Genomic DNA, 12,828 nt, shown 5'->3' on the forward strand with positions numbered 1-12,828 from the left:
CTATTGAAATAAATTATTTAAAATGCTTAACTGTACTTGCTAAACAGCATGAACCTAGTGTTCTGCTAGCCGGTTGCAAAACCGTAAAGTAGATTTAGGCAAAATAAATAATCCAAAGTGTCGCAGTGTGTTGACTTATCTTTAGAATGGTTTATAGTCTTATCAGCTTGAAGGTTGGGCTTATATTTATGTGTTCAATACGACCAGTTCGTCCTGTAAACATAAGTAATACCGGCATTTTCCAGCTCCACCCGCCGTTAAGGCTTTAATTTTTTATTTACAGGATTTATATTATGTCTCAAGTTATTGGTGTTGTTAAGTGGTTCAACTCTGACAAAGGTTTCGGATTCATTGAGCAAGAATCTGGTCCAGATGTATTCGTACACTTCCGTGCGATTAACTCTGACGGTTTCAAAACTCTTGATGAAGGCCAAAAAGTGTCTTTCACTGTGACTCAAGGTCAAAAAGGTCCACAAGCTGAAAACGTAACTATCATTGGTTAATTTTCAGTGCTGTTAGCCTAGAGCTGATAGCAATGGATTAAAGGGCTATGGTTAATTCCGTGGCTCTTTTTATTTGTGCGAAAATAAGATTTCATTTAGTTTAGATTGTTGAATCCAGTATAAGCGACGAGATCCACTTAACATGTCGCATTAATTTAATGCTTAAATCTGAAGTTAATCCTCTAATCTTTCTCTGTTAGAATCCAATTCTGATATCTCCAAGATTTTCAATAAAACCATTTGATACACTCTCCTTATTTTTACCCCTGTAACATTCAATTCCATTATATGTTAACTCTTAACTCTTAACTCTTAACGCTTACTCTTATCGAGTTTATTTTTTGCGTAATCTTATATTCAATGTCGAACGCGAATGTGTCTAATCATTCATTTGTTGTAAATCAGTGACTTCAGATATTGCCGAATATGATTGGTGCACTTGCATTTCTTGCACTTAGTTATCCTACATATACTAAGCTGCACCTAAGGCTGAAAGCCTTGTAGTAAAGAGTTGAGGCTGGCAAAGCATTTAGTGCTTGATATTAAAGAACACTAGCTTATTTATGATGTAGTTTGGAGCCGACCAAAAAACGAATATGGCTATTGAGATGCCTTGCATTTCGTACATTTAAGTATTTCCGACAGAAGCTTTAGGCTGCTAATCCAACTTAATTATCGGCTACTTTATAGCGGAATAATGCTTTCCCTCGACTAGTTTTCCTAACTTATAAAGGAGGGGTCTACAGTTAGCACTAAATGGATTAAGAGCCCTTTCTACTGGCGGGTATTGGCCTGATATTTTGTTAGCATGTTTATTGCTTCTAATGTGACGTTAGTGACAACACAAGAATACTTAAAGTTGAGAACTATATACCGAGGAACTTTTGATGGGTTATGTTATTCAAGGGACTACGATTAAGCCGAAAAATGGATAGAGCTAAATTTAAATATTGTGGAGTATTACAGTGTAAATAAAAAAGCCATGCAATTGCATGGCTTTTCTGGTTTAGCTTAAGTGATTATGGACGCGCCATATCCGACTCTGCACCATTAGCGAGTTTGATTTTGGCTGTAGACTCTTCGTTCGCAGTATTCTCATACTCTCGTCCTTTAGGGACTGCCACTTGTTCTCTCACTTCAACGACAGGCTTGGTCATATCCGAAGACACCATAGAGCCAAAGCGGCTAGCGGCTTTCGGCTTGCTGACAACAACTGCATCCGTGATTTGCGGTGTTGTTGGAGCTGTTTGTACTGTGGCTTGAGGCTTAACGATAGCTGCCGGTCTGGCCATTGGCGCAGAGGCTGTTGCTTTCACGGCTTCTTTTACTTCAGCGCTCGGTGCAACACTTGGCTCGACAAGTGTTTCGGTTTTAGCTGCTTCAGCTTTGGGTACTGCTACTGATTTAGTCACTGAGCTTTCAACTGATGGGACTACAACGACTACGGCTTCAGCAGTAACGCTGGTCACCTGAGTTTCAACGATTGACGCAAGGTCAACTTTTACGTCAGCAGCCTTTGGCTCTTCCGCTTTCGTTTCAGTGGTTTTAGTCACAACAGGTTTAGTTTCAACTTGCTGAGTTTCAACTGCTGCAACGTCATTTGCTTGAGGCTGAGGCTCAACTTTTGCTTCTACTTTAACAACAGCAGGAGCTTCAACAGCTGGAGTTGAACTGGTTTCAGCTATTTCGACGTCAGCAGTTTTTACGGCCGCTTCAGTTACCGCTGTTGTTTGAGTTGCAACAACAGGAGTTTCCACTCGAACACTGATGATTTCGCTTGGGTACTCTTGGTCAGCACCTAATTCGTCATTAGGAACGAATTGCGCTGGCGTTGATGTACCTTGGTCATCTTCGTCGCGACGACGACGTTGACCCGCTGCACGAAGGTGGCGAGGGCTACGACGGCTACGACGTTGACCATCTCTTTGCTCGCGTTTTGATTGATCATCAGCATTCGCATTTTCGTTGTCTGCATCAACTTCGCTATCTTGCGATACAGCATTCGCTGCTACAGTATGAGCTGTTGTGTCAACCAAGGTGTTTTCAGCTATGTTAACAGCATCAACAGCAGGTGTTTCTACTACAGTAGAAATTACAGTTGTCTCTTCTAGCACAATATTTTCTTGCGCTTCTTGAGCAGGTGGAGCTTCCTTACGAGGCTGGCGACGTGTTCTTGGCGCTTTAGTTTCTACTGGCGTTTGGGCAATGACTTCAGCTTTGGCATTAACACTGATAGTGCTTGCCGCTGCGGCGTTAAGGGCTGCAATTTCCGCTAACACTTCTGCGGCATCTTCAGGTGCAATTGGGATCGCATTATCTGGCGTATTATGGCCATTATCGATACGCACCTTACGACGCATGTTACGGCGCTGACGACGCTCGCGGGCGACTTCTTGCTTAGGAGCATCATCTGCTTCAATGTCGGCAACAACATCTTTTGGCGCTTGTACGCGTGGCTTCGGTTCAGCTTTAGCTGGACGTTTAGCCGCTTCTTCTTTTTCGCGTACTGGACGTTCTTGTGTGCTGACTACTGCATCAGTCGGCTTTTTTGGATTGCGGCTACGCGGCTCACGAGTGCCTTCTTTTGCTTTGTCGGCATCTTGGGCATTGCGTGGGCGGCGAGTGTCATTACGACGGTTACGGCGATTTGCGTTAGCCGCACTGGTATCAGTTGCTTTAGTTTCAACAACTTTTACGGGTTCAGCTTTTTCACTTGGCGCAAACATGGCACTGATTGCACTCACAAGCTTGCTGAAGATGCCTGGTTGTGGCGCTTCAACTTTCACCGTTGGTGATGGGGCTTGTTCTACTTTTTGTGGCGCTGCAAAACCTTTTAATGCCGGAATAGGCGCCGCAGTACGTTCCAGTTTGCGTGGCTCATACAATTTGGCTTCAGGATGCTCTATACGCTTATAGCTTGATTCACTGATTTCATCATCACTACGGTGACGGATCACTCGGTAATCAGGCGTCATCATGTGTGCGTCAGGTATCACATACACTTCGACATCGTGACGCTGTTCTGTGATGCGAATGGCTTTGCGTTTCTCGTTTAACAAGAAAGCTGCAACATCCACAGGCACAATCGCTTCGATTTGTGAGGTGTTTTCTTTGATGGCTTCTTCTTCCATCAAACGTAAAATTGACAGTGCTAAAGACTCGGTACTGCGAATCGTGCCTTGGCCATGACAGCGAGGGCAGATATGCGCTGCAGATTCTTCTAAAGAGGGACGCAGACGTTGACGCGACATTTCCATCAAACCGAAACGAGAAATGCGACCTAACTGCACGCGAGCACGATCGTGGTGCACAGCATCACGTAAACGGTTTTCAACTTCACGCTGATGACGCACTGGCGTCATATCGATAAAGTCGATAACCACTAAGCCACCTAAGTCGCGGAGACGCAATTGACGGGCAATTTCATCGGCGGCTTCGAGGTTAGTGTTAAGTGCTGTTTCTTCAATATCGCCGCCTTTAGTGGCACGGGCAGAGTTGATATCGATTGAGGTTAACGCTTCAGTTGGGTCGATAACAATCGAACCGCCAGATGGCAGACGTACTTCGCGTTGGAAGGCGGATTCAATTTGTGATTCGATTTGGAAGTGAGTGAATAATGGCACTTCAGCTTCGTACAGTTTTACGCGCTCAACGAAATCAGGGCGAACTAAGGCGATATGTTGCTTCGCTTCTTCAAAAATACGTGGATGATCGATGAGGATTTCGCCCACGTCACGGCGTAAATAGTCACGAATAGCGCGAACTATCACATTGCTTTCTTGGTGAATTAAGAAAGGTGCGCCTTTAACTTGTGAAGCTTCGGTGATCGCCGCCCAGTGGTGTTGTAGAACTTTTAAGTCCCACTTTAACTCGGCAGATTCTTTGCCTACACCCGCAGTACGCACGATAAGACCCATGCCCGCAGGCACTTCTAAGTCAGCCATCGCTTCTTTTAGCTCAGTGCGTTCATCACCTTCGATACGACGAGAAATCCCGCCAGCACGTGGGTTGTTTGGCATTAATACTAAGTAAGAGCCTGCAAGGCTGATGAAGGTCGTTAAGGCTGCACCTTTATTGCCGCGTTCTTCTTTGTCAATTTGGACAATAACTTCCTGTCCTTCACTGACCACTTCTTTGATGTTTGGGCGACCTTGGAACGAATACCCCTTCGGGAAATATTCTCTAGCGATTTCTTTCAGTGGCAAAAAGCCGTGACGATCGGCACCGTAGTCGACGAAAGCGGCTTCTAAAGACGGTTCTACTCGGGTAATTTTACCTTTGTAAATGTTTGATTTTTTTTGCTCATGACCTGGGCTTTCAATGTCTAGATCATACAGTTGTTGCCCATCAACAAGGGCAACACGCAACTCTTCTGATTGAGTTGCATTGATTAACATACGTTTCATGATGACGTCATTCTTCTTTAAATAGAGGTCATCAAACATCGCGCTTCGCTGCATTACGGGCCTAGCAGTAGGTCAACTGAGCCTCACGGCTGGTGGCTAGGCAAGAGGTGCGCATTACTGTTAGACGCAGTCGCTGCGTGTCGCATCCTATTTATGGCTTATTTTTTAATGATTACAAAAACAAGGAATTCGTTGTAAAACATCAACCAACCCCATAAATTCTTTAGTTTCGTTCCGGTAATGCCCAAGTCGAATCGGTTTGTCTGACGACAAGTTAAAATATCCTTCGAAATCGGGGAGGAAAACCTAGGGTAAACCTTATTAAAGTAAGGTGACTTTCTCGATTTAATCGTAAAAAACGCATTTGTGGTATTTTTACTCTATATACGATTTGCAAATCAATGATTTGCTATCAAGAAAATCTTTTTTTATCCGTTAAATTTTCCGCTTGGGATCAGGGCGTTGTGAACACTTTATTCACGGCTTATCCCTAATCGCTGGTGAAATATAGCAATAATCAAAAAATTCAGCAATGGAAAGGCACAATTCTTCTCAGTTGTTGTACAATGGCGACCGTTATAATTAGATGGCGCATCATGAATATAGAATCCACCCCACAACAGGTTCAGTTGATCACGATTGATGAAGATCACTTCGAACAGCGTATCGATAACTACTTAATGACCAAGCTGAAGGGCGTGCCGAAAAGCATGATCTATCGCATTGTCCGCAAGGGCGAGGTTCGAGTGAATAAGAAACGCATCAAACCCGAGTACAAGTTGCAGATTGGCGACATAGTACGTATTCCGCCAGTCCGCGTGGCAGAGCCGGATAACCGTACCGCACCATCGGCGAACTTAAGTAAAGTCTCGCAACTCGAAGATCGTATTTTGCATGAAGACAATCATTTGATCGTGCTGAATAAACCTGCTGGCATTGCCGTGCATGGTGGTAGTGGAGTCGATTACGGTGTGATTGAAGCATTGCGTTCACTGCGTCCTCAACAAAAGTTTTTAGAGCTAGTACATCGTCTCGATAAAGATACTTCGGGCGTGTTGTTGGTGGCGAAAAAGCGTAGCGCGCTTAAACATCTGCATGATCAGCTTCGGTATAAAAAGATGCAGAAAGACTATTTGGCCTTAGTTAAAGGTGAATGGTCTGCTCAAGATAAAGCCGTTAAACAGCCTTTATTGAAAATTACCCTCAAATCCGGTGAGCGCATTGTGCGTGTTAATGCGGAAGGTAAACCTTCAGAAACGCGCTTTAAAATTATGCAGCGTTACCAAGGTTGTACTTTAGTGAAGGCAAGCCCTGTCACTGGACGTACTCATCAAATTCGGGTGCATTGCCAATTTGCCGGTCATCCTATCGCCTGTGATGATAAGTACAGCGAGCAAGGGTTTGACGATAGCATGCGGTCTTTAGGCTTAACTCGACTCTTTTTACATGCCGCTGAATTGATGTTCATTCATCCAGAAAATGATGAAGTGATGCGGGTTTCAGCGCCTTTAGATGAAAATTTATCGCAATTACTCGATAAGTTAAAGCGTGCGTAATCGACGGGGATAGGTTTCAAGGATGAAGATAAAGCAATACGATTTAGTAATTTTCGATTGGGATGGCACTCTGATGGATTCCATCGGTAAAATTATCACTTGTATTGAAAATATGGCTAAGGCATTGCAGTTACCTATCCCAACTGAAAGTGACATTCGCGATATTATTGGTCTTTCTATGACAGAAGCGCTGCGAGTCCTGTACCCACAGGGGCTTAATTGCAGCGCTTCTTCTGTATATTCTCAGCATCAGCAGCATTCTAATAATGCATTCAGCCAAGGCGAAAATGATCAATATCAGCAAATGCGCGCTGAGTTTAAAGCACAATATTTGCATTTAGACACCACGCCAACGCCCTTGTTTGTGCAAACTCCAGCGTTAATTGATGACTTGCATAGCCAAGGCTATAAGTTAGCCGTCGCAACTGGTAAAGCCCGTGCGGGACTTGACCGCGTCTTTGAACAAACAGGCTTAGGTCGATACTTTGTTGCATCACGCTGCGCCGATGAAGTGCACAGCAAACCCCATCCTGAAATGATCTCAAGTTTGCTGAAAGAATTGAATATTGCCCCGAACCGAGCCTTAATGGTGGGTGATTCTCTGCTGGATTTGACCATGGCGGCCAATGCCGGGATTGATAGCGTTGGCGTGACCTATGGCGCCCACAGTGCTGAAAAGTTGCTGCGGGCAAAACCTATCGCCTTGATAGATTCACCAAAGCAATTACTGCAATACCTCTAACACTGCTATTTAATGCTGGAGCGGCAATACATGCCGCTGCGCATGAGACTTCCTTATCACTTTTATTTACGTCTCATCTTCTCGTCGATGAAACGACTCAGTAGCTCGGTATTTTTGATGCGCGTCATCGATTCAATAAACTGAGCAAATAGAGCAAAGCCTTGGCAAACGTTTAAGCGAGAACGTCTACACCTTGGGCTAACAGCATTTCCGTCAGTAATATCAGTGGTAAGCCAACTAAGGTATTGGGATCGCGACCTTCGAGCTCTGTAAATAACGCGATACCTAAACCTTCGCTCTTAAAACTCCCCGCGCAATAATAAGGCTCTTCTTTTTCAATGTAAGCCACAATCTGCGCATGGCTAAGGTGCCTAAAATGAACCGTAAAGGGTTCAACCTCGGCGGCCATAGCGCCAGTTTTGGCATTATAGAGTGCAAGACCAGTATAAAAGGTGATGGCCTTGCCTGAGGCTTGAGTGAGCTGCGCGACGGCATTATTAAAATGATGGGGTTTACCGATAATCTTGCCATCAATGACGGCAACTTGATCGGAGCCAATAATCAGACCATCGGGGAATTGTTCTGCTCCCGCGACGGCTTTTGCTTTGGCTAATCGCAGCACTAAAGCATGGGCCGATTCCTCGAGATACGCCGTTTCGTCAATATTAGGATTGCAGCATTCGAAGGGAAGACCGAGTTTTTGCAGTAAAGATTGTCGGTATACAGAGGTCGAAGCTAAGATTAATGAGGTTGGCATAATAGGATATCCGCAAAAGAGTGACTCATATTGTGACCAATCAATGCGGGAGAGTACAAGAGTTTCGTCTTTTACGGTTTCTTTTCAATGAATGTGACTATTTTAGGCGGCTTGCGCTTGTATGCGGCCCCATGCTTGGGTACTATTTCGCTTCCGTCAATTTCAATGTTGGGGCAGGGGAAAGGCTTAAGTCGCAAACTGGGACTTAAGTTAGTATTTTTTCTTTGACTCTAGCGTTTTCAAACTATAATATGCGCGCCTTATGCAAACAGTAAAGATACCGGTTTCAATTGATCCATTTCGCGCCGCCTCGAGTCGCCTAGTTTATCAGGGCGTTGTTCCTGGTGTGCAACTGAAAAGATTAACTGAGTTATGTGCCGGCGACTGTTCCGATGTGGCAGTGTCGCTTGAATGTGGCGTAGATTTACAGGGGATAGTCTACCTGAAAGGGAAGGCTGTGACGGAGCTCACTCTGATATGTCAACGTTGCATGACACTATTTACCACTGAGGTTACGGTCGAGTTTTGTTTTGGTCCATGTCGGACTAAGGCAGAAATCGATGAGCTCCCGGATGCGTATGACCCAATTGAGTGCAATGAAATTGGCGAAGTGCGTCTACATCAATTGATCGAAGATGAATTGATAGTCGCTATGCCGATAATCCCAATGCATCAAGAAATTGATTGCAGTGCAGGATCTAAAGACATGGTTGTAGGCGAGATAGAACCCGCTCAAGAGGAGCGTCCAAATCCGTTTGCAGTGTTAGAAAAACTGAAGAGCAAGTAATCGAGGAGACAGGCCAATGGCTGTACAACAGAACAAAAAATCACGTTCAAAGCGCGGAATGCGCCGTTCACATGACGCACTGAGCACTGCTCAGCTGTCTGTAGACGCTACCAGCGGTGAAATCCATATGCGTCACAATGTGACTGCAGATGGCTTCTATCGCGGTAAAAAGGTAATCAACAAGTAATTTGTTGGTTTCCTAATGACGAATCTGACGCTTGCGTTAGATGCAATGGGTGGTGATCATGGCCCCCACGTCACGGTGCCTGCAGCCTTGCGGGCACTACAATTACATTCTTTTCTTAAAATCATTTTAGTCGGTGACAAGACTGAAATTGATGTCTATCTACGTCAAGCCGAAGCGAGTTTACTTTCGCGCATAGAAATCATTCATACCGATGAAGTCGTTAGTATGTCCGATAGGCCTGTGCATGCCTTGCGTACACGTAAAAACAGTTCCATGCGATTGGCTATTGAGTTAGTGCGTGACGACCGCGCACAAGCATGTGTAAGTGCCGGTAACACAGGGGCGCTGATGGCAATGGCGAAAGTATTGCTGAAGACCTTGCCTGGTGTTGATCGACCTGCATTAGTCAGTTGTTTACCTGCGGTGACTCAAAAACCAGTTTATTTGTTGGATTTGGGTGCGAATATTTCCTGTGACTCGGAAACCTTATTTCAATTTGCCGTGATGGGCTCAGTCCTGTGCGAAGCGGTAGATAAGAAATCTCGGCCAAAAGTCGCCTTGCTCAATGTGGGCGTTGAAGAAATTAAAGGTAATGACCAAGTTCAGCAAGCCGCGCAGTTGCTGCAACACACAGAACAAATCAATTACACAGGTTTTATCGAAGGGGATGAAATCTATTCTGGTAATGTGGATGTGATTGTTTGTGATGGGTTTGTGGGTAACATCACGCTCAAGACCTCAGAAGGTATTGCCAAGTTATTAGTACATCAGTTAAAACGGGGACTAACCCAAGGTTTATTCGTTCGTTTTCTGGCTAAACTTATCGCCCCTCGTATCCAGGCGGTCCTTAGTCAGATGAACCCCGACCACTATAACGGTGCAAGTCTGATAGGATTGCGCGGAATAGTTGTAAAAAGCCATGGAAACGCGGATGAAACTGCCTATTTACAAGCAATTAGTTTGGCAGTAACGGAAGCTCAACGTCGACTCCCTGAAATGATAAAAGATCGTTTGGAGTCGATTCTTTTAGATATAAATAACTGATCCCTCCTTATGCATACAAAAATTCTCGGAACTGGTAGCTATCTACCGGTGCAGGTGCGTAGCAATCAAGATTTGGAAAAAATGGTGGAAACCACTGACCAATGGATTGTTGAACGTACAGGTATATCAGAACGTCGCATTGCGGCTTTCGATGAAACCGTTTCAACTATGGGCTACCAAGCGGCATTAAAAGCGCTAGAAATGGCTGGCATAGAAGCATCAGATTTAGACATGATCGTTTGCGGCACCACCAGTGCTCCCAATGCTTTTCCGGCTGCAGCTTGTGAAATTCAAGCCATGCTTGGCGTGCATACCATTCCAGCTTTTGATATCGCAGCGGCGTGTTCAGGCTTTGTTTATGCTTTATCTGTTGCCGATCAATTTGTAAAAACGGGCGCGGCTAAAAAAGTATTAGTGATTGGTGCCGATGTACTGTCTCGCTTATGTGAGCCAGAAGATCGTTCAACGATTATTTTATTTGGTGATGGTGCGGGCGCGGTTGTGATAGGCGCATCCGAAACGCCAGGGATCATTTCGACCCACATTTATGCCGACGGTCGCCAAGGTGACTTATTGAAATGTGCTTTCCCACCACGAAAAGGCGAAACCTCTGAAGCGGTCGGTTTTATGACCATGAAAGGTAACGATGTCTTTAAAGTGGCTGTGACTCAATTGTCCCATGTGGTGACTGAGACGTTACGCATTAACAATATCGATAAGTCAGAAATTGACTGGTTAGTGCCACATCAAGCCAACTTCCGAATTATCAATGCTACCGCTAAAAAGCTCGATATGAGCCTTGATAAAGTCGTATTGACCTTAGCTAAACACGGTAATACTTCTGCCGCGTCTGTGCCCATTGCATTGGATGAAGCCGTACGTGATGGCCGTATTCAGCGCGGACAACTACTGCTGCTTGAGGCCTTTGGTGCTGGATTTGCGTGGGGCAGTGCGCTCATTCGTTTCTAAGTTCTACATGTGTGTTCCACATGATTTTTCAATAAATTAAGTTAGCCATAGGTAATTTGAATATGGAAAATGTTGCTTTTGTATTTCCGGGCCAAGGTTCACAAGCCCTAGGCATGTTAGCCGAGCTTGCCGAATCTCATGCTGTTGTTGGACAAACCTTTGCTGAGGCGAGTGACGTCTTAGGTTATGATCTGTGGGCATTGGTTCAGCAAGGTCCTGTTGAAAGCTTAAATGAAACCGATAAAACTCAACCAGCCCTATTAGCGGCGAGCGTGGCTATTTGGCGTACCTACGTGGCTTCAGGCAAACCTATGCCTGCTATACTCGCGGGTCACAGCTTAGGCGAGTATTCTGCTTTAGTTTGCGCCGGTGTGATGGATTTTAAAGACGCGATTAAGTTGGTGGAATTACGTGGTCAACTGATGCAGCAAGCGGTTCCAGCTGGCACGGGTGCTATGTATGCGATTATCGGTTTGGACAACGAGAGTATCGCTAATGCCTGCGCCGAAGCGGCTCAAGGTGACGTGGTGAGTCCAGTTAACTTTAACAGTCCTGGTCAAGTGGTCATTGCAGGTCAAAAAGACGCAGTTGAGCGCGCTGCAGCAGCTTGTAAAGCAGCGGGCGCTAAAATGGCGGTGGCTTTACCTGTCAGTGTGCCATCACACTGCGCATTAATGAAACCTGCGGCGGATAAACTGGCCGTGGCATTAAACGATGTACAGTTTAATACCCCAACAATTACAGTGATTAATAACGTTGATGTGGCATCACCCACCTCTGCTGATGACATTAAAGATGCGTTAGTGCGTCAGTTATATTGTCCTGTCCGCTGGAGCGAAACTGTTGAGCTAATGGCCCAAAAAGGCATTACCCAACTGGTGGAATGTGGTCCTGGTAAAGTATTGACAGGATTAGCAAAACGAATTAATAAATCACTATCAGCCCAAGCGGTTAATGATGTTGCTTCATTAGCAGCATTAACTGAGTAAGGAGTTTATATGAGTTTCAACCTGAATTTAACAGGCAAAGTGGCTTTGGTGACAGGTGCGAGCCGCGGTATTGGCCGTGCGATCGCTGAGACACTGGTCGAGGCGGGTGCAGTGGTTATTGGAACCGCAACCAGTGAGAAGGGCGCTGCGGCGATCCAAGAATATCTGGGTGACAAAGGTTTTGGTTTAGTGCTTAATGTCACAGATAGTGAATCTGTTACAGATTTATTCGCCTCGATCAAAGAAAAAGCGGGTGATGTTGATATTCTAGTCAACAACGCGGGTATAACCCGTGATAATCTGCTGATGCGGATGAAAGATGATGAATGGCAGGATATTATCGACACCAACCTGACATCGTTATTTAGACTATCAAAACCTGTGATGCGTACCATGATGAAAAAGCGCTTTGGCCGAATCATCAATATCGGTTCAGTGGTAGGCACCATGGGCAATGCAGGTCAAGTTAACTACTCGGCAGCAAAGGCGGGTTTGATTGGATTTACAAAATCTCTTGCAAGAGAGGTTGCATCTCGTCAAATTACAGTTAATGCTATCGCTCCTGGATTTATCCAGACCGATATGACAGATGAGCTGACCGAAGAGCAGCAAAAAGCTATCATGTCACAGGTTCCGATGGAACGATTAGGGCAAGCGCAAGAAATTGCCAATGCAGTGCTCTTTTTGGCCTCGGACTCAGCCGCTTACATCACAGGCGAAACTTTGCATGTGAATGGCGGCATGTACATGGTTTAAGGGCGAATGGCAGGGATTTCTGTCGCAACTGAGTAGTGATCTGTATCAATTGATAGTGAAATTTCGTGGTTAGACCACGAAAACTAAGCTTGCATTGTCAGCCAAATCTAATAAACTACTCGCAATCTTACG

Annotated in this window: 11 protein-coding genes; 9 read left to right on the top strand and 2 right to left on the bottom strand. The window is 45.0% G+C overall.

Annotated features, from left to right (window positions below):
* Nucleotides 1-293 precede the first annotated feature (293 nt).
* Nucleotides 294-503, top strand: coding sequence for a cold-shock protein (locus L5M51_RS00655; RefSeq protein WP_263171120.1), 210 nt, complete (start codon nt 294-296; stop codon nt 501-503).
* 1,019 nt (nt 504-1,522) lie between these two features.
* Here the strand turns inward: L5M51_RS00655 and rne are convergent.
* Nucleotides 1,523-4,963, bottom strand: a complete 3,441-nt coding sequence (gene rne, locus L5M51_RS00660) for a ribonuclease E (protein WP_263171122.1) — start codon at nt 4,961-4,963, stop codon at nt 1,523-1,525.
* Nucleotides 4,964-5,505: 542 nt separating this feature from the next.
* Between rne and rluC the strand changes: the two genes are divergently transcribed.
* Together rluC and L5M51_RS00670 are read left to right on the top strand one after the other, a co-directional pair.
* Complete coding sequence (gene rluC / locus L5M51_RS00665) at nt 5,506-6,465, top strand: 23S rRNA pseudouridine(955/2504/2580) synthase RluC (protein ID WP_049821723.1); 960 nt, start codon at nt 5,506-5,508, stop codon at nt 6,463-6,465.
* Between the two features lie 22 nt (nt 6,466-6,487).
* The gene (locus L5M51_RS00670; protein WP_263171123.1) at nt 6,488-7,207 is read left to right on the top strand and encodes an HAD family hydrolase; all 720 of its coding nucleotides are present in this window, start codon (nt 6,488-6,490) and stop codon (nt 7,205-7,207) included.
* 172 nt (nt 7,208-7,379) lie between these two features.
* Here the strand turns inward: L5M51_RS00670 and L5M51_RS00675 are convergent, their stop codons facing one another.
* On the bottom strand, nt 7,380-7,964 hold the full coding sequence (locus tag L5M51_RS00675; RefSeq protein ID WP_113938796.1) for a Maf family protein: 585 nt from the start codon (nt 7,962-7,964) through the stop codon (nt 7,380-7,382).
* 262 nt (nt 7,965-8,226) lie between these two features.
* Between L5M51_RS00675 and yceD the strand changes: the two genes are divergently transcribed.
* From yceD to fabG, 6 genes are all read left to right on the top strand, one after another.
* Nucleotides 8,227-8,751 carry a 23S rRNA accumulation protein YceD gene (yceD, locus tag L5M51_RS00680; protein WP_028760371.1) on the top strand — a complete coding sequence of 175 codons (525 nt, stop codon included), beginning with the start codon at nt 8,227-8,229 and terminating at the stop codon, nt 8,749-8,751.
* Nucleotides 8,752-8,767: 16 nt separating this feature from the next.
* Nucleotides 8,768-8,938 (top strand): 50S ribosomal protein L32, encoded by a 171-nt coding sequence (rpmF, locus tag L5M51_RS00685; RefSeq protein ID WP_006081226.1) that lies wholly within the window; start codon nt 8,768-8,770, stop codon nt 8,936-8,938.
* A 15-nt stretch (nt 8,939-8,953) separates the two neighbouring features.
* Nucleotides 8,954-9,982, top strand: coding sequence for a phosphate acyltransferase PlsX (gene plsX / locus L5M51_RS00690; protein WP_028760370.1), 1,029 nt, complete (start codon nt 8,954-8,956; stop codon nt 9,980-9,982).
* Nucleotides 9,983-9,991: 9 nt separating this feature from the next.
* Entirely contained in the window at nt 9,992-10,951 is a 960-nt protein-coding gene (locus L5M51_RS00695; RefSeq protein WP_028760369.1) for a beta-ketoacyl-ACP synthase III, read from the top strand.
* 62 nt (nt 10,952-11,013) lie between these two features.
* Nucleotides 11,014-11,940 carry an ACP S-malonyltransferase gene (fabD, locus tag L5M51_RS00700; RefSeq protein ID WP_028760368.1) on the top strand — a complete coding sequence of 309 codons (927 nt, stop codon included), beginning with the start codon at nt 11,014-11,016 and terminating at the stop codon, nt 11,938-11,940.
* Nucleotides 11,941-11,949: 9 nt separating this feature from the next.
* Nucleotides 11,950-12,696: a 3-oxoacyl-ACP reductase FabG gene (fabG, locus tag L5M51_RS00705; protein ID WP_263138219.1), complete on the top strand. Its 747-nt coding sequence runs from the start codon at nt 11,950-11,952 to the stop codon at nt 12,694-12,696.
* Nucleotides 12,697-12,828 lie beyond the last annotated feature (132 nt).

Origin of the sequence: Shewanella sp. SM73, from assembly GCF_025653795.1 — a bacterium.
In the GTDB taxonomy this organism is placed as follows: Bacteria; Pseudomonadota; Gammaproteobacteria; order Enterobacterales; family Shewanellaceae; genus Shewanella; species Shewanella oncorhynchi.

Excerpts from the sequence above, each read along its gene's own strand:
- L5M51_RS00655 (WP_263171120.1), top strand. The coding sequence starts at position 294 with ATGTCTCAAGTTATTGGTGTTGTTAAGTGGTTCAACTCTGACAAAGGT.
- rne (WP_263171122.1), bottom strand. The coding sequence starts at position 4,963 with ATGCAGCGAAGCGCGATGTTTGATGACCTCTATTTAAAGAAGAATGAC.
- rluC (WP_049821723.1), top strand. The coding sequence starts at position 5,506 with ATGAATATAGAATCCACCCCACAACAGGTTCAGTTGATCACGATTGAT.
- L5M51_RS00670 (WP_263171123.1), top strand. The coding sequence starts at position 6,488 with ATGAAGATAAAGCAATACGATTTAGTAATTTTCGATTGGGATGGCACT.
- L5M51_RS00675 (WP_113938796.1), bottom strand. The coding sequence starts at position 7,964 with ATGCCAACCTCATTAATCTTAGCTTCGACCTCTGTATACCGACAATCT.
- yceD (WP_028760371.1), top strand. The coding sequence starts at position 8,227 with ATGCAAACAGTAAAGATACCGGTTTCAATTGATCCATTTCGCGCCGCC.
- rpmF (WP_006081226.1), top strand. The coding sequence starts at position 8,768 with ATGGCTGTACAACAGAACAAAAAATCACGTTCAAAGCGCGGAATGCGC.
- plsX (WP_028760370.1), top strand. The coding sequence starts at position 8,954 with ATGACGAATCTGACGCTTGCGTTAGATGCAATGGGTGGTGATCATGGC.
- L5M51_RS00695 (WP_028760369.1), top strand. The coding sequence starts at position 9,992 with ATGCATACAAAAATTCTCGGAACTGGTAGCTATCTACCGGTGCAGGTG.
- fabD (WP_028760368.1), top strand. The coding sequence starts at position 11,014 with ATGGAAAATGTTGCTTTTGTATTTCCGGGCCAAGGTTCACAAGCCCTA.
- fabG (WP_263138219.1), top strand. The coding sequence starts at position 11,950 with ATGAGTTTCAACCTGAATTTAACAGGCAAAGTGGCTTTGGTGACAGGT.